Origin of the sequence: Tolumonas lignilytica (assembly GCF_000527035.1) — a bacterium.
Taxonomy (GTDB): Bacteria; Pseudomonadota; Gammaproteobacteria; order Enterobacterales; family Aeromonadaceae; genus Tolumonas; species Tolumonas lignilytica.
Genome location: NZ_AZUK01000001.1, coordinates 420,919 through 441,758, shown reverse-complemented (window position 1 = coordinate 441,758; position 20,840 = coordinate 420,919). Strand labels below are relative to the sequence as shown.

The following is a 20,840-nucleotide window of genomic DNA, read 5'->3' as shown; positions in this document are numbered from 1 at the left end:
TATGCCACCAACACCTGCAGTTCCCGCTAACCCAACCGAGTTAACACCGGAACAGAAACAGATCCTTGATAAAATGAGCGGTATGGATATGGCCGCCGTGTTGATGCTGAGTCTCAGTGAGGAAGATGCTGCCCAGATTTTCCGTCATCTGGAGCCAAAACAGGTACAGCGTTTGGGTATGGCAATGGCATCGATGAAAGACTTCGGTCAGGAACGCGTCACAGCGGTACACCGGAAATTTATCGAAGACATTCAGACCTTCTCCAATATCGGGATCGGTAGCGAAGACTTTGTGCGTAAAGCATTGGTCGCTGCATTGGGTGAAGATAAAGCGGGTAATTTGGTTGAACAAATTATCATGGGGTCAGGTGCTCGTGGCCTGGATTCACTGAAATGGATGGATGCTCGTCAGGTTGCCAGCATCATTCAGAACGAACATCCGCAGATCCAGACCATTGTGCTTTCCTATCTTGACCCGGAACAGTCGGCTGAAATTCTGGGGCAATTCCCTGAAGCGGTACGACTTGATTTGATCATGCGTATTGCCAATCTGGAAGAAGTTCAACCTGCCGCCTTGCAGGAATTGAACGACATCATGGAAAAACAATTTGCGGGTTCTGCGGGTGCTCAGGCGGCGAAAATGGGTGGTCTCAAAGCCGCAGCCAGCATCATGAACTACCTCGATACTAATGTTGAAGGTCAGTTGATGGATGCAATCCGTGAAAACGATGAAGAAATGAGTCAACAGATCCAGGATCTGATGTTTGTCTTTGAAAACTTAATTGATGTGGATGATCGTGCGATCCAGACTATTCTGCGTGAAGTACCGGGTGATCAATTGCAGAAAGCACTGAAGGGTGCTGATGATCAACTTAAAGATAAGATACTGAAAAATATGTCTAAACGTGCAGCAGAAATGCTACAGGAAGATCTGTCATCAATGGGTCCGATCCGTGTCAGTGATGTAGAAGCCGCACAAAAAGAGATATTATCTGTTGCCCGCCGTTTGGCTGATGCCGGTGAAATCATGCTGGGCGCGGGCGGTGGTGAAGATTTCTTATAGTGAGTCATTATGGAACCGTTGGATAAACTGATCATCCCTGGAGAACAAGTTCCGGAAGCGGACAAATGGCAACTGCCGGAAATGATCGATCCGGATGAAAAGCTGAAGGGTTCAAATGCACTGGGTTATGAGCCGAATTGGTATCAGGAAGAAGAATTACCGACAGAATCGTCAGATGTTGAGGAAGAGCAACCACCACTGACACTGGAAGAAATAGAAGCCATTCGTCAGGCTGCTTATGAAGACGGTTTTTCTGAAGGTAAGGAAGCTGGCTTTCAGCAAGGCTATGCCGAAGGTATGGCCAAAGGTGAATTGGCAGGGCATGCCGACGGCGTGGAAAAAGGGCGTGAAGAAGGTCTGGAATTGGGCCGGGAATGGATTGGGGTTCGGGCTCAACAATGGCAGGACTTATTGGATAAATTGTCCCACCCACTGATGCAAGTCGACAAAATGGTCGAGCAGCAACTGGTCTGGTTAGCTATGCAGCTGGCTAAATCATTGATCAAGACAGATGTGCATCTGGCTCCTGATTTGATCCTCAACAGTCTGAAAGAGGGCGTAAAGCAATTACCGGCGGCCGAAGAAGGGATCTCTATCGAGCTGCACCCTGAAGATCTGGATATGATAAAAGAAATTTACGGTGAGGAAGAATGCCGTAAACGCGGTTGGCAACTGAATGCTGAACCTAGCCTGCAACGAGGCGATTTAGTGATCGCTAGTCAAACCTCCAGCATCGATATGTTTTTGGAAAAACGGATTGAACAATTGTTCCGTCAGTTTTTGCGCCAGAATCTGGATAAAACGTCATGACGTTGTTGAAACGTCTGCAGCAATATCGGACTGATAATTTAACCGGACGTGTTGCGGTAGCCGGAAAATTGACTCGTGTGGTCGGGCTGACATTAGAAGCCGTTGGCTGTCGTGCTGCGGTAGGTTCTCTCTGTCATATTGAAACGCTGGATGGTGTGCTTGAAGCTGAAGTTGTCGGTTTTGCAGGAGAAAAACTCTACCTGATGCCGAGTGAACAACTGAAAGGCGTTATTCCCGGTGCAAAAGTCACTCCGCTCAGTGAAGAACACGGTATCCCGGTGGGCATGTCATTATTGGGACGTGTGATCGATGGGGTGGGAACTCCCCTGGATGGGCTGGGCGAAATACTGACTGCAGATACGGCAAGATATACCACGCAACGATTAAATCCTCTGGCTCGTCGGGCTATTACGCAACCGATGGATGTGGGCGTCCGGGCTATCAATGCCATGCTGACAGTCGGACAGGGTCAGCGTATGGGGTTATTTGCCGGTTCCGGGGTCGGGAAGTCTGTATTGCTGGGCATGATGACCCGCGGTACCACGGCGGATGTCGTCGTGGTGGGGCTGATTGGCGAGCGTGGCCGAGAAGTTAAAGAATTTATCGAAGAGATTTTAGGCGAAGAAGGGCGAGCACGCTCTGTGGTGGTGGCAGCGCCTGCGGATGCATCCCCCTTAATGCGACTGAAAGGCTGTGAAACCGCACTGACCATTGCAGAATATTTCCGGGATCAGGGGCTGAATGTCCTGTTGCTGATGGATTCATTAACGCGTTATGCGCAGGCGCAACGTGAAATTGCGCTGGCGGTTGGTGAACCTCCGGCCACGAAAGGTTATCCACCCTCTGTTTTTGCAAAATTACCGGCGTTGGTAGAACGCGCTGGGAATGGTGGAGAAGGGCAAGGTTCTATCACTGCTTTTTTCACGGTTCTGACAGAAGGTGATGATTTGCAAGACCCGATTGCAGATGCATCCAGAGCCATTCTGGATGGTCATATCGTGTTGTCTCGTGAGCTCGCAGACAGTGGCCATTATCCAGCCGTAGATATCGAGAAATCGATCAGCCGTGTTATGCCGATGGTCACCTCCGACGAACATATGCTGATGGCGCGAACGCTGAAACAATACTATTCCTTATACCAACAAAACCGGGATCTCATCACCATCGGTGCCTATCAGAAAGGTGCAGACCCTCGCATCGATCAGGCGATTGCCATTCGTCCTGTATTGGAGCAATTCTTGCAACAGAGAATGAAAGAGGTAGTTCCCTATGATCAATGTCTTGAGGGGCTACGCAATGTTGCTATGACGTTGATTAATAATGGTCAACGCCGTTAATAGCCAAATTGCAGTACTGGCAAGGGGTGACGTATGAGTAAGGCGCTGGAATTATTAACTTCACGGTTGCAGGAAGCGGAAGATCGAGCCGCCAAAATGTTGGCGCAGGCGCAGATGGAGCAGGCTAATTTTAAGCGACAACTGGATGCGCTGAACGAATACCGGCAGATTTACTCTACACAAATGACTGACAAAGGCGTTGCGGGTCTGGAAGCGAGCCACTTTAATCATTATCACTCCTTTATCGGCAAGTTGGACCATGCTTCTACCCAGCAACAGCAAGGTTTTCAGCGAGCCAGACAACAAGCAGAAGAAAAGCGGGAAGAGTGGTTGGCATTACAGCAACGACGTAAAGCCATCGAGATGTTGTTGGAACGCAAAGCGCAAAAAGAAGCGTTGAAGCAATTGAAGCAAGAGCAAAAATTACTGGATGAATTTGCTACCTTTCGCTTTTTTCATCGACAAGAATCAGCAGGTTAGATAAAACTGGCTTGTTAATTGCTTAATAATGTTATTACACACGACAAGTGTCATGCCTTTGCCATATACCATCATCCGGCAGAGGAATTTACGGCAGGAGTAATAACATGGCTACACATTCACTTTCCGGTTCCGATACTCACCTGGCAGCAGTCTTAACGTCTGTTAAGGGTAATAATGAATGTGTAACTCCTTCATCTTCAAATAAATTTTCTACAGTAATGCATGCCGTCGAACAACCGGCAAATTCTTCCGATACACCCACTGCTGCAACAAATACTCCAAGTTCCCCAAAAACAGTCAGTGCTACAGATAATAAGACGTCTTCTGCACCTGCGGCAGATGCATCGGCAGCAGCGACAGATTCTGCCGCTACGATGCTGAACACGTTACAAGCCTCTCGGCAGTTGGATACCTCATTGCAAGTCAACAATTCAACTGCAGCGACTACCGTCTCAGACACTGCTTCTGAAACCACCACGAATGAAACAACGAGTGAAGCCGAGAAGGATGCAACCCAGAGTGGTTTAACCTCCCTGGCGCAAGACGTTGCTTCGTTCAGCACTGCGACGGCTAAAACAACCGTGCCGAACAAGGATGGACAAACCCAAAATGCTGAACAAAAGACACTTGCAGCTCAGACATCGTCATCCGACGGGGTTTCTGCATCTTTGACGTCCACATCGGCGACACTTGCTTCCACATCGGCCACTACCGAGACGGCTAAGGTGGAATCAGTTGCAACAACAGATGAACAGGCTGACGTGCAAACTGAAACATCGTCTGCGGTGAATAATGCGCCGTTATCATCCGAAAACAAGCAGCCACTGCCAGCAGCAAAAGGCAAAGTAGCTGCTACCGGTACAGCACAGACTGCGTCGCAGACAGCAGAAGAAATGCAGGATACCGTTGCATCTACGCAAGATACGAAAGGCGCCGCCTCGGTAGAAACAGAAAAGACGTCACAATCTAAAACAGAGAAAAAATCAAAACCACTTTCATCATCAAATGACAAGACTCCGGTGGGAGATGCAATGTCGAATCTGATGGGCGTTCAGCTCGCAGGTAATGCTCAGAATGTTGCAGCAGCCAAACCGGTTGATGTGTCTGGGGAAAAAAGTGGATCACCATCAGACGAAACGGCTATGCCCGCAGAAATTGCGGGTATTCAAAACAACAAAAATTCCAGTGCGGTGGCATCATCCGTTTTAACGGCAGGTCAACAGAAGCCACAAGGTGATTCTGATGATAACAATGTTACCAACACACCAACAGCCACAGGTGATTTGGATGATGGTAGTACGGTTAAAGGTGAAGATGAAAAAGGGTCTTCAACGGCACATGTATTGGCTGACGCCTCGGGTAAATCAGACATTCAAACGTTGAACAACACTCAAGTGCTCAATGAAAACACAGCAATACACACATTGTCTGCACATGGTGGGCATGAAATTAGTTTGACTGGCAATAATGGGCTAAGCTCAACGAATAATACTCTGGCAGACGCAGGGCAGAGCCTGCATGGCATTCATGAACAACTACCTGCAATGTATACGAAAAATGGCCAGATAGATGAACATGAACTCTCAGCCCGCGTCATGTTGATGGTCGGGCAAAAATGGCAAGAGGCGGAATTACAACTTGAACCACAGAATATGGGCAAAGTTCAAATCAAGTTGACCATCGACCAAGAACAACAAGCCAGCGTGCAATTTATGGTGCAGCATGCTCAAACGAAAGAGGCGCTTGAACAAAGTATGCCCCGCTTAAGAGAGTTGCTCACACAACACGGCTTACAGCCGGGACAGACACAAGTACAACAACAAAACATGAACAATGGTAGTCAGTCATGGAGTCAGCAAATGGCAGGCAATCAGTTTATGGGCCAACAGAGCGAACGAGGTAGCGGTCAGCCATCAGGGCAATCTTCGGCGTTTGCAAATAATGATGAAAATTTTGTGCAAACCGTGACCGTTTCGGCATCTCAAGCGGAAGGAATTGATTTCTATGCTTGAAGCTCTCGCGAAGCCAATTAAGATGACAGGTATAGCAGTGTAAAATTGAAGGTGTCAAATGGCTGATAATGAACAGGAATTAGAAATTAAGCCTAAAGGTGGCAAAAAGAAACTTATCATTATCATTGTGGCAGCCGTTTTGTTGTTGGGCGGTGGTGGTGGAGCTGCATGGTTTTTCTTCTTTTCCGGACACGGCAGTAAGCAGGATGGAAAAGAAGGCGGTGCCGCGACAGACAAAACACCGGAGCAACTTGCTGCAGAAAAAGAAGCTTTTTATGTCGGGTTTCCTCGCGCTTTTATTTTTAATGCACATGGCACAGTACGAGATCGATTAGTTCAAATTAAAGTGAAATTACTGGTTCGCGGGCCGGAAAACGAGGCATTGGCAAAACAACATGCCCCCCTTATTGAAGGGACTTTACTACAAGTATTCAGTGCAACGACGGTTGAACAACTTAGCACCGTAGAAGGAAAGACAAAACTCAAGAAAGATGCGGTGGATGCTGTTGCTAAGGCAATGAAAGACTTAATAGGGAAACCCGTTGTAGAACAAGTGCTGTTTATCGGATTTGTAATGCAGTAATCAAAGGAATAATCACAGGTGCGGTATGAGTGATTTACTATCACAAGATGAAATTGATGCCCTACTTCATGGCGTAGATGATGTTGAAGAGGAGGTCTTATCCTCATCCCCCCAAGAAGGGGTGATGGCTTTCGATTTCTCATCGCAAGATCGCATCGTTCGTGGGCGCATGCCTACACTGGAATTGGTGAATGAACGTTTTGCCCGACACATGCGCATCAGTTTGTTTAACATGATGCGCCGAACAGCAGAAGTCTCCATTAACGGGGTGCAAATGCTGAAATTTGGCGAATATGTTCATTCTCTGTTCGTGCCGACCAGTCTGAATATGGTGCGTTTTCGTCCTTTGAAGGGAACGGCATTAATTACCATGGAAGCCCGACTAGTCTTCATTCTGGTAGAGAACTTTTTTGGTGGTGATGGTCGTTATCATGCCAAAATTGAAGGCCGCGAATTTACGCCGACAGAGCGCCGGATCATTCAAATGCTGCTTAAATTAGTATTTGAGGATTACAAAGAAGCCTGGGCTCCGGTCATGGATGTCAGCTTTGAATATCTCGATTCAGAAGTAAACCCGGCAATGGCTAACATTGTCAGCCCTACGGAAGTGATCGTGGTGAGTTCCTTTCATATTGAACTTGATGGTGGTGGCGGAGATTTTCATGTCGCGATGCCATATTCCATGTTGGAACCAATCCGCGAATTATTGGATGCCGGTGTTCAGAGTGATAAAGGCGATACTGACTTACGCTGGAGTAAAGCACTCCGGGATGAAATTATGGATGTCAGTGTGGGTATGAAGGCAAAATTATTAGATATCGATTTGCCTCTGCGTCAACTCATGGAGCTGAAAGCCGGCGATATTATTCCCGTCGAAATGCCAGAAAGTTTAATGGTTTATGTTGAGGGATTGCCTTCATTCCGGGCTAAAATGGGGCGTAGCAATAAAAATAATGTTGCCTTGAAAATTACCGAAAGAATCAAACGTCCAGAAACAGTGAAAGGTGAAATGACTCATGTAACCCGACATGGTATGCGTATTGACGGTATGGCAGAGCTTGAAGAATTAGAACGTATCATTGAGGATGAATGATGAGTAGTGAAGAAGATTTGATGGCAGATGCCTGGGCTGCCGCACTGGAAGAGCAAGCAAAAACAGAGGCTCAGCCTGCTGTGTTAGAGGAATTTGACTCTGATGCACCGATTTCTGCTGAAGAACGTCGCAAACTGGATACGATCCTAGACATTCCCGTGACCATATCAATGGAAGTCGGTCGTAGCCAAATCAGCATTCGTAATTTACTGCAGCTGAACCAAGGTTCAGTCGTGGAATTGGATCGCGTTGCTGGGGAGCCATTGGATGTATTAGTGAATGGTACATTGATTGCCCACGGCGAAGTTGTTGTGGTTAACGATAAATTTGGTATTCGTTTGACCGATGTCATTAGCCAAACTGAACGCATCAAGAAATTAAAATGAGACGTTATTATTTATTGCTTTTGTTCCTTTCTCTGCCCGTTTCCGCTGCGGTGGAAAATAATGCAACCACAGGACTGCTGCAGTGGCTACTCAGCAGTCTTTTTGTCTTAGGATTGATTGTTGTTCTGGCATGGGGATTGAAAAAAAGTCGACTGGTACCACAGATTGGACGTCCGGATTTCAAAGTCTTACATAGCTTGCCTGTGGGTTATAAGGAAAAATTGATCGTGGTTACTGTGGGTGATCAGCAGTTACTGTTAGGGGTAACGGCACAACAGATTTCCTTCCTGACCGAAATCGATCCGCCTTTAGGCGTGAATTCCACTGGAAACTCTGCATTTGCGCATCACCTTTCTCGTTGGATGAATAAATCCTCCACTGTTGAGGATGACAAGTCATGATGAACTGGCGCATCTGGCTATCCGTTGGTATAGGATTTTGTCCCATGCTTGCTCACGCCGCAGCGGGAGGGATTTTACCAGCTCTCACCGTTTCAACGAATGCAGCAGGGGGGCAAGATTATAGCCTGACCTTACAAGTTCTGGCTTTGATGACGGCGCTGACGTTTTTGCCGTCGATCGTCATCATGATGACCTCTTTCACTCGCATTATTGTCGTTTTATCTATTTTGCGTCAGGCGATTGGTTTGCAGCAGAGCCCTTCTAACCAGATCTTGGTTGGAATTGCGCTTTTCATGTCATTTTTTGTGATGTCACCTGTGTTGGAACGCATCAACAATGACGCCTTGCAACCTTATATGAATGAGAAAATTACGGCTAAGGAAGCACTTGATAAAGCTGAATTACCCTTAAGACAATTCATGTTGGGTCAGACCCGCATTAAAGATCTGGATACGTTTTCTGAAATAGCGAATGTCAAAGCAGATAAGCCCGCCGACGTCCCCATGCGCGTGCTGATCCCTTCTTTCATTACCAGTGAATTAAAAACCGCGTTTCAGATCGGGTTTATGCTTTTTCTGCCATTTTTGGTCATCGATCTGGTTATCGCCAGCGTATTGATGGCAATGGGGATGATGATGCTTTCGCCAATGATCATCTCATTACCATTTAAACTCATGTTATTTGTGTTGGTGGATGGCTGGGGGCTGATTATGGGCTCCTTGGCGAACAGTTTCGGGCTCGGTGGAGGTGGTTAATGACACCTGAAGTCTTCGTTGATGTCTTCCGTCAGGCGCTAGGGATTGTCTGTCTGCTTGTTTCTGCCACCATCATTCCAAGTCTGATCGTGGGTTTATTAGTCTCCATCTTTCAGGCTGCAACCTCGATTAACGAACAAACGTTAAGTTTCTTGCCGCGCTTACTCGTCACGTTGGCTGCGCTTTCATTAGGTGCGCATTGGGGGCTGCAAACGTTAATGGATTTCATGACGATGCTGGTTCATGAAATCCCCGAGGTTCTGGGATGACCATCACCACGACGTTTCTCATGGCGGTTCTGGCTGCATACATTTGGCCTTTTACGCGGCTGGCCTCTATGTTGATGACCATGATAGTGATTGGTTCTCAGTCTGTTCCTATCATGATCCGCATGTTTTATGCCATGGCTCTGACGGCAGTGATTGCGCCAGTGTTGCCTAAAATGCCCACGACAGATCTTTTTTCCATGGCTGGTTTTTTGATCACGTCACAGCAGGTTCTAATTGGCATCACGATGGGGCTGATCTCGCAGATGCTGGTACAGGCATTTATCATGGCCGGGCAAATTATCTCGATGCAGACCAGTCTGGGGTTTGCGTCAATGGTTGATCCGCTGAATGGTGAATCAACACCGGTCATTGGCCAGTTTTATCTGATGTTGGGAACCTTGATCTTTTTTGCCATGGATGGACATCTGACAATGATTCAGATGATTGCCCAAAGTTTTATTACCTTACCCGTGTCAGCAGATGGGATCACCATAAGCAGCATGCGTTCTATTGCTGATTTTGTGTCAGTGTTATTTCAAACCGCAGTAGCTTTTTCTTTATCTGCCACTATCGCACTTTTACTGATTAATTTTACTTTTGGCGTCATGACTCGTGCCGCTCCTCAATTAAATATTTTCAGTATGGGGTTTGCTGTCACCATGATTGGCGGTTTGTTTATCATGTGGGCATCATTAAGTGGTTTTATGGACCACTTTGAAATGCAATGGCAACGCACACAAAGTCTGATGTGTGACGTGCTGGCCTTATCTTGTCGTGAGCCGTAGGAGACAAGCAGATGGCAGATGATGATCAAGAACGTACGGAACAGCCCACAGGTAAGCGACTTCAACAAGCTAAAGAAAAAGGGCAGGTTCCCCGATCAAAAGAAGCCGCCACAGCTTCTGTTCTCTTGGCTGGCATTTGTGGGCTGCTTCTGTTGCAGACATCGTTTAGTTCTGCGGTGGTTAATGTTTTTATTCGCTGTTTTAATTTTCAGCGAAATGAGGTTTTTGATCCGACCAGTATGTATCGGATGGTTGGCGTCACGATTGGCGAAGTCATTTGGCCTGTGATCGCTTTATTTGCCATTGTCATGGTAGCCAGCTTGATTGGCAATATCGCGCTGGGTGGCTTTAATTTCAGTACAGAAGCGATGACACCGAAATTTAGCAAACTGAACCCGATGAATGGGATCAAACGCATGATCGGTGTTATGGCATTGGTGGAACTGATCAAATCAATTGCCAAAGTCGGGTTTGTAGCCTGGATTTGCTATCTGCTAATAAAAAAACAATGGCCGGCATTGATGCAGTTGAGCTCAGAACAACTTTCAAATGCTATTGCAGATGCGCTACGTATTTCTTTATATACCGCAGTCGGTATTTGCTGTGCGTTACTACCTGTTGTTCTCATTGATGTGCCGTTCCAATGGTGGAACCACCATAAACAGTTACGAATGACAAAACAGGAAATTAAAGACGAATATAAAGATTCAGAAGGTAAACCTGAAGTTAAAGGGCGTTTACGCCAAATGCAGCGGGAAATGGCAAATCGCCGCATGATGGCTGAAGTGCCTAAAGCCGATGTCATCGTGACCAACCCGACGCACTATGCTGTTGCACTAAAATATGATCGTTTTAAACCTGGCGCGGCACCGATGGTGATTGCGAAAGGTACCGACGAAATTGCTATGAAAATTCGTGAAATAGCGAATGAATATAAAGTACCTGTTCTGGCTTCTCCTGCTTTAGCCCGTGCTATTTACCACACCACGAAGTTGGATCGTGAAATTCCTGATGGTCTGTTCCAGGCCGTTGCATTGATTTTGGCCTATGTCTTTCAACTGCAAGCGTATAAGGCTGGGCGAGGCGCACCGCCCCGCGAGTTGCCCAAAGAGATGCCTATTCCGGATGAACTTAGATACTGACAAAAATTTGGCGGTAATTAATTAAAAAACATGGTTTTTTGATGGCTCGATATTTGCATTAATCTGGTAAATATTAGTCTGATGACGAAATACCATGGAACTAAAAGCCACCTTATTTTCATTTGGATCATACCGTAGTCTTCTGACTAAAGGCGTCGGGACGCCTGTTTTGATCGTTGCCAGCTTGGGTATGGTGATATTGCCCATGCCTGCTTTCATGCTGGATATCCTGTTTACCTTTAACATTTCATTAGCGTTGCTTGTGTTACTGGTTGCAATCTACTCTCGCAGACCTCTGGATTTCGCTTCATTTCCAACCGTACTACTTATCGCGACCTTGTTAAGACTGGCACTCAACATTGCTTCAACACGTGTTGTGTTACTTGAAGGCCATAATGGACCAGCAGCTGCAGGTCATGTTATTGAAGCGTTTGGTTCCGTCGTTATCGGCGGTAACTACGCCGTCGGTCTGATTGTTTTTGCGATATTGATGATCATTAACTTTGTGGTGGTCACCAAAGGTGCTGGTCGTATCGCCGAAGTAAGTGCGCGTTTTACTCTGGATGCAATGCCTGGTAAGCAGATGGCCATCGATGCGGATTTAAATGCAGGTTTGATTAATCAAGATGAAGCCAAGCGTCGTCGCGCGGATGTCACTGCCGAAGCCGATTTTTATGGTTCAATGGACGGTGCCTCTAAATTTGTAAAGGGCGATGCGGTGGCAGGGATTATGATCCTGTTCATCAACATCGTCGGCGGTTTCATTATCGGTATGGTGCAGCATGGTTTGAGTTTTGCTGATGCCACATCAATTTATACACTGTTGACCATCGGTGATGGTTTGGTTGCACAGCTGCCATCGCTCATGCTTTCCATCGCGGCTGCAGTGATTGTTACTCGCCAAAACTCTGAACAAGACATGGGCTCTGTAGTATTAGGGCAGATGTTTAATGAGCCTAAGTCACTAGTTATTGCTGCGAGCGTCTTACTGGTGATGGGGATTGTTCCAGGTATGCCGCATTTTGCTTTTTTACTGTTAGGGGCAGTTTGTGCGGGTGGTGCCTGGTTACAACTAAATCGTGCTAAGAAAAAGAGTCAGGAATTGGCGGCCCGACCTGCAACTGGCGCTGATGCGGCGCGTACTCCTGAACAGAAAGAGTTAAGCTGGGATGATGTTACACCGGTTGATGTCATCGGCTTGGAAGTGGGTTACCGTTTAATTCCATTGGTTGACCGCACCCAAGGTGGTGAATTACTGAACCGAATCAAAGGGGTGCGTAAAAAGCTGTCTCAGGAACTGGGTTTCCTGGTGCCACCAGTTCATATTCGTGACAACCTCGATTTACAGCCAAACCAATACCGTATTTCGCTGATGGGCGTTACCTGTGGTGAATCTGAGGTTTACTACGATAGAGAGATGGCCATCAATCCAGGACAAGTATTCGGGACATTGAATGGGATTGAAGGACGTGATCCTGCATTTGGTTTAGACGCAGTCTGGATCACCAAAGACCAAGTCGATTATGCCCAGAGTCTAGGTTATACCGTTGTGGATGCATCGACAGTCATCGCAACGCATCTCAGCCAGCTACTGACACAACAGGCAGCGCAGTTATTAGGTCATGACGAAGTTCAGAATTTACTGGATCTGGTTGGGAAGAATCAGCCTAAACTTACTGAAGGTCTGGTGCCTGGAGTCGTGGCGATGGGGACTCTGGTCAAGGTATTACAAAATCTGCTTGCGGAAGGTGTCACCATTCGTGATATGCGCACTTTGCTGCAAACATTGGTTGAATATGCGCCTCGCAGTCAGGATCCTGATGTATTAACCGCCGCATGTCGGATTTCTTTGCGCCGACTCATTGTTCAAAGTATTGTAGGCGGCGAAAATATTATTCCAGTTATTACATTAGCACCTGATTTAGAAAGAATTTTGCACCAGTCTCTGCAGGCTGGTGGTGCAGAAGGCGCAGGAATCGAACCTGGATTGGCAGAAAGAATGCAGAAATCCCTCACTGAAGCAGCTCAGCGTCAGGAAATTGAAGGGCAAACCCCGGTGTTGCTGACATCGGGTGTACTGCGCAATACATTATCTCGCTTCGTGAGAAATGCCATCCCGAACCTGCGAATTCTCTCTTATCAGGAAATACCGGAAGATAAGCAAATCCGCATTGTCAGCTCTGTTGGGCAACAATAGCGCCGGGAGGTTTAGGTGAAAATTAAGCGCGTATTTGCCAAGGACATGCGAACAGCCCTGGCGGAAGTAAAAGAATTGTTGGGGCCTGATGCGGTCATCATGTCCAATAAAAAAGTGACTGGCGGGATCGAGATCGTCGCCGCAGTCGATTATCAGGCTGCACAAGGTTCGCCTTCTTTACCACCGACTCGGGCATTAAAAGATGATCGGGTCGAATTTTCCGGGCAGTTGCGAGAATCACAAATGAGTGCAGCCTTTGATGATAGCAATGAAAAGGTTGCGGATAGTCTGGGTGCTTTATTGGCAAGACAAAGCCGTCTTGCCCGTGAACAGCAAGCCCATGGTTTGCCTCCGACACTGGAAGAACAGGCAAAAATGTCTTCAGAACCGGTCAGACCAAGAACGTTGAGCAATTCACGTCAGTCTGCCGCCTCATCGGTTCATCGGGACAAAGAAATGGAAGCCATGCGCTCAGAAATGGCATCTATCCGTAAATTATTGCAACACCAACTATCCGGGCTGATGTGGCAAGAAGTTGAACGCAGAGAACCATTACGAGCCCTTTTGATTAAACAAATGATCAAGGGTGGTTTCACTGAAACATTGGCGGATCAATTGGCGGGGATGGTGCCAGAGGACATTCCACTGCATGAAGCCTGGCAAAAAATTGAACGTATTTTGGTACAACAACTGCAAACCGGCGATGATGAAATCATGCGATTAGGGGGAGCAGTAGCCTTACTGGGACCTACGGGTGTTGGTAAAACGACGACAATTGCCAAATTGGCTGCCCGTTTTGCACTGAAGCACGGGGCAGAACAGGTTGCCCTGATCACGACCGACCATTATCGAATCGGTGCACAGGATCAGCTGCAAACCTATGGTCGCATCATGGGGTGTCAGGTGCGTGCGGTTAGTAATGTAGAAGAGCTTGGTGCGGCTTTATATCAACTACGTAATCGTCGGTTGGTGTTGATTGATACTGCTGGAATGGGGCAGCGTGATGTTCGATTAAATGAACAACTCGATACCTTGGTGAAAAACAGTAAAGTCAAAATTCGGCATTATTTGGTGTTACCGGCGACAGCACAACGCAGGGTGCTACAAGAGGCTTACGAGCATTTTCGTCGAATCCCACTCAGTGGCTGTATTCTGACCAAATTGGATGAAAGTCTCAATCTGGGCGATGTTCTCGACGTCTGTATTCAAAATACATTGCCTATCAGTTACGTTACCAACGGACAACGCGTGCCTGAGGATATACAGCTGCCGAATGCGGCGGAATTGGTTTCATTGACCATGCAGCAGTTGGATGCACAATCCGGGCAGCCCTATTACTGGAACAGTGATCCCCAGGAGCCAAACCACGCGGAGTTTTATGAATAAAATGGATATAACTATGAATCAAGCCAGTGGTCTGCGTAATATGCAGCGAAATCACCGCATTAAGGTTGTTGCTGTAACGGGTGGCAAAGGTGGTGTTGGCAAATCGAATGTGACACTGAATGTCGGTATGAGTTTGGCTGCACAAGGTAAGCGAGTGCTAATACTGGATGCTGACTTAGGTTTGGCTAACATTGATGTCATGTTAGGCCTGCGAGTCCATAAGAACTTGTCGCATGTCTTGTCTGGGCAGTGCTCACTGGATGAGATTATTGTCGAAGGCCCCAACGGGCTCATGATCATACCTGCGACATCTGGTACGCAATCCATGGTCGAGCTATCTCCCTCTGAGCATGCTGGGCTTATCAGAGCATTCAGCGAATTACAAACACCTATTGATATTCTGTTGGTCGATACTGCGGCAGGTATATCTGACATGGTGATGAGTTTTGCCCGTGCAGCTCAGGATGTAATGGTCGTTGTCTGTGATGAACCAACGTCAATTACCGATGCTTATGCGCTTATCAAACTGTTATCCCGTGAATACGGTGTATTCCGTTTCCGAATTGTCGCAAATATGGTGCGCAGTTTACGGGAAGGACAAGATCTGTTTACCAAACTGACCCGGGTAACCGATCGTTTTCTGGATGCCTCATTGGAGTTGGTTGCGTGCGTGCCTTATGACAATAATGTCCGACAGGCTGTAAAAAAACAGAAAGTCATTGTCGATGCTTTCCCCAAATCGCCTGCCTCCTTGGCGTTTCGTGCGTTAGCAAATAAAGTCGCTACTTGGCCAATACCTAATCAGCCAGGTGGTCATTTAGAATTTTTCATTGAGAACTTGTTACAAACCAAAAAAGTTGTAGGTGACAAGCAATGATGAACAAAGCTCAGGCCTATCATCGCCAACAAGATCCTCACCGGCTGGTAGAACGATATGCCGGGCTGGTAAAGCGGATTGGTCAGCACTTGCTGGCTCGTCTTCCCAGTAGTGTTCAACTGGATGATTTATTGCAAGCAGGCATGATTGGCTTACTTGATGCGTCACGAAATTATGACGGCACCAAGGGCGCGAGTTTTGAAACCTATGCCGGGATCCGTATTCGCGGCGCGATGATCGATGAGATCCGGCAAGGTGATTGGGTGCCTCGTTCTGTTCATCGTAATACACGCCGAATTTCAGATGCGATACATGAGGTAGAAAAAGAGCTGGGTCGAGATGCCCGAGATAGTGAAGTCGCTGCGAAACTGGATGTCGAACTTTCTGAATACCATAGCATGCTGAATGATACGGCTTGTGGCAGAATCGTCGGTATTGAAGACCTTGGCGTCACAGAAGATGTACTTGGTGGAGAGGATGTACTGTCCGATACCAATGGCTCTTTTGATAGCGTGGCAAATGAAAAGTTTTCAAAAGCATTATCTGACTGTATTTCGCTCTTACCCGAAAGAGAAGCGTTAATATTGTCGCTTTACTATGATGAGGAATTAAATTTAAAAGAGATCGGGCAAATATTGGATGTTAGTGAGTCTCGTGTGAGTCAGATTCATAGCCAAGCTCTTCACAGAATTAGAGCCAGAATGAAAGAATGGTATTGATAGCACAATTAGTTAGCTACACTGAAAGAGACGTATAAGGCATAATACGGCGCATCACAGGTTAATTATTATTTCCTTAAGTCTGATTGCGTGGTTGTTTAGGAGGACACTTTGGATAAGAACATGAAAATCCTCATTGTTGATGATTTTTCAACAATGCGCCGGATAATCAAAAATTTGCTCCGCGATTTGGGGCTGAATAACACCCACGAAGCTGATGATGGCAATACCGCATTGCCAATGTTAAAGAATGGTGATTTTGATTTTGTTGTAACAGACTGGAATATGCCAGGAATGCAGGGTATCGATTTGCTGAAAGCGATACGTGCCGATGAATCACTTCGTCATTTGCCTGTGCTGATGGTGACGGCAGAAGCTAAGCGTGAACAGATCATCGAAGCTGCTCAGGCAGGGGTAAATGGTTATATCGTTAAGCCTTTTACTGCTGCGACATTGAAAGAAAAACTGGATAAGATTTTCGAACGCATTGGCTGATACAGGGGTGTCCATGAAGGCGCAAGTTCCTTTGATAACCCTCGATCAGGCTAAAAAGCTGGTGGAATTGCTGGAGCAAGGGTTACAGCATGAAGCAAATTTGATGCTGGCAGATGTGTGTCAGCCGAATGCACATGCACTTTTTGAGCAATTAGGCCATCTGACCCGACAGCTTCATACATCATTGCAGGAATTTCAGGTAGACCCTCGGTTAGCAACGTTAGCTGAAAAAGAAATCCCTGATGCCAGAGATCGGCTCAACTATGTCATTGAGATGACAGATAAAGCCGCAAACAAGACAATGGATGCGGTTGAGGCTTGTTTGCCTCTGTCTGATAAACTCAATGACAATATCCAGCGGATACTTCCAGACTGGACTGCACTGATGACGCGAAAAATCGCTATCGGGCAGTTTAAAGTATTGTGTCATCAGCTTGATGATTTCATCAAAGCATCCGAACAAGATGCCGACAAACTTCGTCATTTGCTGACTGAAATACTCATGGCTCAGGATTTTCAGGATTTAACAGGACAAATGATCCGCAAAGTCATTTCCTTGGTACAAGAAGTTGAAAGTAAACTGGTCGAAATGCTGACAGTGTTTGGTGATTTAGACATCACTACAGGTACAACTTCACAGAACCAGCAGGAAACGCGCAATATCGAAGCCGAAGGTCCTATTATTAACAAAGAGTTGCGAACCGACGTGGTAAATAACCAGGACGACGTTGATGATTTGCTGTCAAGTTTAGGTTTCTAAGGGAGTAAGACATGGGCTTCGAAGTTGATGAAGATATCCTACAAGACTTTCTGGTCGAAGCATCAGAGATTCTTGAGCAGTTATCTGAACAATTGGTTGAACTGGAAAAACGTCCTGAAGATCGTGAATTACTGAATGCCATATTTCGTGGATTCCATACCGTAAAAGGTGGGGCAGGCTTTTTATCGCTGACTGAATTAGTTGATGTCTGTCATGGTGCTGAAAACGTATTCGATATTTTACGAACAGGAAAACGTCAAGTCAGTGCAGAGCTGATGGATGTCATTCTCCAAGCATTAGATACAGTCAATGAAATGTTTGGACATGTTCAGAATAGTGAACCATTGGAAGCTGCTTCTCCAGAATTGTTGGATGCCCTTCATCATTTAGCTGACCCAGCTTATGAAATGAAATCCGCCCCTGTGGCGGCTGTCCCTGTTGAAAAAAGCAAGCCAGCCCCTGCACCGGTTATTCCTACAGTACAGACAACCGCTGATTCAATATTTTCAGAGGAAGGTAGTATTGATGAAATAACCGATGATGAATTTGAGCGCTTGTTGGATGAATTACATGGTCCAGGTAAGGCACCTACAATCGCTAGTTCTATACCCGTTTCACCAGATGCTGAAGGGGATATTACCGATGATGAGTTTGAGGCTCTGCTAGATCAACTGCATGGTGCGGGTAAACATGGTGGTCGTCCGGAAAAGACGACTGCTGCAAAAGAACCAGAAGTAGTGGCATCTACAGATACAGTTGCCAGTGATGATGTCATCACGGATGATGATTTTGAAAAACTACTTGATCAACTGCATGGCAAAGGTAAAGGTCCTTCGTTGGTAAGTGATGGAACACCATCATCTGAACCTGTTCAGCCTAAGGATCCCTCCATTGCTGCAGTTGCAAAACCGGTTGCTGCAGCGCCTGCACCAGCCTCTGCGGCTCCTCCGACACCTGCTGTCCAAGCTGCGCAAGCTGAAACAACAGTTCGTGTTGATACCAAAACATTGGATGTCATCATGAATATGGTGGGCGAATTGGTCTTGGTTCGTAACCGACTGATTAGCCTTGGTGTTGCAAGTAACGATGAAGAGTTGGGTAAAGCAGTATCAAACCTTGATGTTGTAACTGCTGATTTGCAGGGCGCGGTGATGAAAACCCGCATGCAGCCAATCAAAAAGGTTTTTGGTCGTTTTCCTCGTGTTGTTCGAGATTTAGCGCGTAGCTTGAAAAAAGAAATCGAACTGGTGATGGAAGGTGAAGAAACCGATCTGGATAAAAACCTCGTTGAAGCATTAGCGGATCCGATGGTGCATCTGGTACGCAACTCGTGTGATCACGGTATTGAATTGCCGGAAAAACGAGAAGCGGCAGGCAAACCTAGAAAAGGTACAATTGCATTACGGGCCTCTCAAGAAGGTGACCATATCCTACTCAGCATCAGCGATGATGGTGCAGGGATGGATCCTGAAAAACTGAAGGAAATAGCAATTAATCGCGGTGTTCTTGACCCTGACACAGCAGCTAGGATGAGTAATACCGAAGCCTTTAATTTGATATTTGCTCCAGGTTTTTCAACTAAACAACAAATTTCAGATATATCTGGTCGTGGCGTGGGTATGGATGTGGTGAAAACCAGCATTGCCCAACTTAATGGCACTATCAATATTTTCTCTGAAAAAGGTTCTGGTACCCGAATTGAAATCAAAGTGCCATTAACCTTAGCTATTCTTCCAACATTAATGGTTGAAGTCGGCAAGCAAACTTTCGCACTGCCATTGACCAGTGTAAATGAAATTTTCTATCTAGACTTGGCAACTTCTAAGGTTGTTGATGGCCAACTTACAATTATTGTCCGAGATAAGGCAATTCCTTTATTTTTCCTGCAGGAATGGCTCATTCGCGGTGGTCGAGGCAATCGTTCAGAAAGCGGTCATGTCGTGATTGTTCAGGTCGGGGCTCAGCAAATTGGTTTTGTTGTTGATAACCTGATCGGACAAGAAGAGGTAGTCATCAAACCACTGGATAAATTATTACACGGAACACCTGGCATGGCGGGTGCTACCATCACAAGTGATGGCGGTATCGCATTGATACTCGATATCCCTGGGTTGCTCAAGCATTACGCACGTCGTAGATAACAAAGAGATAATAAATAGAAGATGGCAGTAAAAGTACTTGTTGTGGACGACTCCAGCTTCTTTCGGCGCCGTGTCACAGAGATCGTTAACCAGGATCCACTACTTGAGGTAGTGGATACTGCTGTTAATGGTAAAGAAGCAATTGAGAAAGCGCAAAGTCTCCGACCTGATGTGATCACGATGGATATTGAAATGCCTGTATTAGATGGCATTTCTGCTGTGCGTGAGATAATGGCAAAATGTCCTACACCTATTCTGATGTTTTCGTCATTAACTCAGGCTGGGGCTAAAGCGACATTAGATGCTCTGGATGCAGGAGCTTTGGATTTTTTACCGAAAAAATTTGAAGACATTGCACGGGATAAGCAAGAAGCCATTACCTTATTACAACAACGGATCAAAGCTCTTTCTCGTCGCCGTGTATTCATGACGGCAGCAAGAACACCAACTATTTCAACAAGCAATACAACACTGACACGTAATATTGGCAGTGGTGCCAATTCTTTGCGACCTCAGCCTGTTGTGCCAGAAAAAGCGTCAGCCGCGCCGGTTAATTACAAAAAATCGGGTAAATCATATCAGTTGGTAGCGATTGGTACTTCTACAGGAGGGCCGGTTGCATTACAAACTATTTTGACACAGTTGCCTGCTCATTTTCCTTATCCCATCCTATTGATTCAGCATATGCCATCGACCTTTACCACTGCTTTTGCTGCACGATTGAATAGCTTATGCAAGATTTCAGTCAAAGAGGCGGCCGATGGCGACGTACTGAAACCTGGGTGTGCTTATCTGGCTCCAGGAGGAAAACAAATGCTGGTTGAAGGCAGAGGAACTGGAGCTCGATTACGAATCATTGATGGCAATGATAAGGTTAATTACAAACCTTGCGTTGATATTACTTTTGCCTCTCTGGCCAAGTCTCATGGTGAAAAAGTTTTAGCTATTGTGCTGACAGGGATGGGGGCTGATGGCCGTGATGGTGCCCGGTTACTCAAGGATCAAGGCGCAACTATTTGGGCGCAGGATGAAGCCAGTTGTGTTGTTTATGGAATGCCACAGGCTGTAGCAAAAGCCGGTATTTCATCAGAATCTTTGCCACTAGATCGTGTTGCTCAACGACTCTCTATTGAAATAGGGCTATAG

Annotated in this window: 21 protein-coding genes; all 21 read left to right on the top strand. The window is 46.3% G+C overall.

Annotation, left to right across the window (positions count from 1 at the left end):
* Position 1 precedes the first annotated feature (1 nt).
* Positions 2-1,063, top strand: coding sequence for a flagellar motor switch protein FliG (fliG, locus tag H027_RS0102075; RefSeq protein WP_024870878.1), 1,062 nt, complete (start codon positions 2-4; stop codon positions 1,061-1,063).
* Between the two features lie 9 nt (positions 1,064-1,072).
* Entirely contained in the window at positions 1,073-1,873 is an 801-nt protein-coding gene (fliH, locus tag H027_RS0102070; RefSeq protein ID WP_024870877.1) for a flagellar assembly protein FliH, read from the top strand.
* Positions 1,870-3,210 (top strand): flagellar protein export ATPase FliI, encoded by a 1,341-nt coding sequence (gene fliI, locus H027_RS0102065; protein WP_024870876.1) that lies wholly within the window; start codon positions 1,870-1,872, stop codon positions 3,208-3,210. The genes fliH and fliI overlap by 4 nt, the downstream gene beginning before the upstream one ends.
* Before the next feature lie 33 nt (positions 3,211-3,243).
* Complete coding sequence (fliJ, locus tag H027_RS0102060; protein WP_024870875.1) at positions 3,244-3,690, top strand: flagellar export protein FliJ; 447 nt, start codon at positions 3,244-3,246, stop codon at positions 3,688-3,690.
* 107 nt (positions 3,691-3,797) lie between these two features.
* Positions 3,798-5,705 carry a flagellar hook-length control protein FliK gene (locus H027_RS0102050; RefSeq protein ID WP_081741345.1) on the top strand — a complete coding sequence of 636 codons (1,908 nt, stop codon included), beginning with the start codon at positions 3,798-3,800 and terminating at the stop codon, positions 5,703-5,705.
* Between the two features lie 58 nt (positions 5,706-5,763).
* The gene (fliL, locus tag H027_RS0102045) at positions 5,764-6,288 is read left to right on the top strand and encodes a flagellar basal body-associated protein FliL (protein ID WP_024870872.1); all 525 of its coding nucleotides are present in this window, start codon (positions 5,764-5,766) and stop codon (positions 6,286-6,288) included.
* Positions 6,289-6,313: 25 nt separating this feature from the next.
* Positions 6,314-7,381 (top strand): flagellar motor switch protein FliM, encoded by a 1,068-nt coding sequence (fliM, locus tag H027_RS0102040; RefSeq protein WP_024870871.1) that lies wholly within the window; start codon positions 6,314-6,316, stop codon positions 7,379-7,381.
* Entirely contained in the window at positions 7,381-7,767 is a 387-nt protein-coding gene (gene fliN, locus H027_RS0102035; RefSeq protein WP_024870870.1) for a flagellar motor switch protein FliN, read from the top strand. The genes fliM and fliN overlap by 1 nt, the downstream gene beginning before the upstream one ends.
* Positions 7,764-8,168, top strand: coding sequence for a flagellar biosynthetic protein FliO (gene fliO / locus H027_RS0102030; RefSeq protein WP_024870869.1), 405 nt, complete (start codon positions 7,764-7,766; stop codon positions 8,166-8,168). The genes fliN and fliO overlap by 4 nt, the downstream gene beginning before the upstream one ends.
* A gap of 44 nt (positions 8,169-8,212) precedes the next feature.
* Complete coding sequence (gene fliP, locus H027_RS0102025) at positions 8,213-8,923, top strand: flagellar type III secretion system pore protein FliP (protein WP_202593455.1); 711 nt, start codon at positions 8,213-8,215, stop codon at positions 8,921-8,923.
* On the top strand, positions 8,923-9,192 hold the full coding sequence (gene fliQ / locus H027_RS0102020; protein ID WP_024870867.1) for a flagellar biosynthesis protein FliQ: 270 nt from the start codon (positions 8,923-8,925) through the stop codon (positions 9,190-9,192). The genes fliP and fliQ overlap by 1 nt, the downstream gene beginning before the upstream one ends.
* Complete coding sequence (gene fliR / locus H027_RS0102015; protein ID WP_024870866.1) at positions 9,189-9,977, top strand: flagellar biosynthetic protein FliR; 789 nt, start codon at positions 9,189-9,191, stop codon at positions 9,975-9,977. Before fliQ ends, fliR begins: the two co-directional genes overlap by 4 nt.
* Before the next feature lie 11 nt (positions 9,978-9,988).
* Entirely contained in the window at positions 9,989-11,119 is a 1,131-nt protein-coding gene (flhB, locus tag H027_RS0102010) for a flagellar biosynthesis protein FlhB (RefSeq protein WP_024870865.1), read from the top strand.
* Between the two features lie 94 nt (positions 11,120-11,213).
* The gene (flhA, locus tag H027_RS0102005) at positions 11,214-13,316 is read left to right on the top strand and encodes a flagellar biosynthesis protein FlhA (protein ID WP_024870864.1); all 2,103 of its coding nucleotides are present in this window, start codon (positions 11,214-11,216) and stop codon (positions 13,314-13,316) included.
* 15 nt (positions 13,317-13,331) lie between these two features.
* A complete protein-coding gene (gene flhF, locus H027_RS0102000; RefSeq protein WP_024870863.1) occupies positions 13,332-14,702 on the top strand; it encodes a flagellar biosynthesis GTPase FlhF in 1,371 nt (456 codons plus the stop codon).
* Between the two features lie 13 nt (positions 14,703-14,715).
* Entirely contained in the window at positions 14,716-15,579 is an 864-nt protein-coding gene (locus H027_RS0101995) for a MinD/ParA family ATP-binding protein (protein ID WP_152536683.1), read from the top strand.
* Positions 15,579-16,298, top strand: coding sequence for an RNA polymerase sigma factor FliA (locus H027_RS0101990; RefSeq protein WP_024870861.1), 720 nt, complete (start codon positions 15,579-15,581; stop codon positions 16,296-16,298). The genes H027_RS0101995 and H027_RS0101990 overlap by 1 nt, the downstream gene beginning before the upstream one ends.
* A gap of 123 nt (positions 16,299-16,421) precedes the next feature.
* Complete coding sequence (gene cheY, locus H027_RS0101985) at positions 16,422-16,793, top strand: chemotaxis response regulator CheY (RefSeq protein ID WP_476718422.1); 372 nt, start codon at positions 16,422-16,424, stop codon at positions 16,791-16,793.
* A 13-nt stretch (positions 16,794-16,806) separates the two neighbouring features.
* Complete coding sequence (locus H027_RS0101980) at positions 16,807-17,553, top strand: protein phosphatase CheZ (protein ID WP_024870859.1); 747 nt, start codon at positions 16,807-16,809, stop codon at positions 17,551-17,553.
* A gap of 11 nt (positions 17,554-17,564) precedes the next feature.
* Positions 17,565-19,694, top strand: a complete 2,130-nt coding sequence (locus H027_RS0101975) for a chemotaxis protein CheA (protein ID WP_024870858.1) — start codon at positions 17,565-17,567, stop codon at positions 19,692-19,694.
* 21 nt (positions 19,695-19,715) lie between these two features.
* Positions 19,716-20,840 (top strand): protein-glutamate methylesterase/protein-glutamine glutaminase, encoded by a 1,125-nt coding sequence (locus tag H027_RS0101970; RefSeq protein ID WP_024870857.1) that lies wholly within the window; start codon positions 19,716-19,718, stop codon positions 20,838-20,840.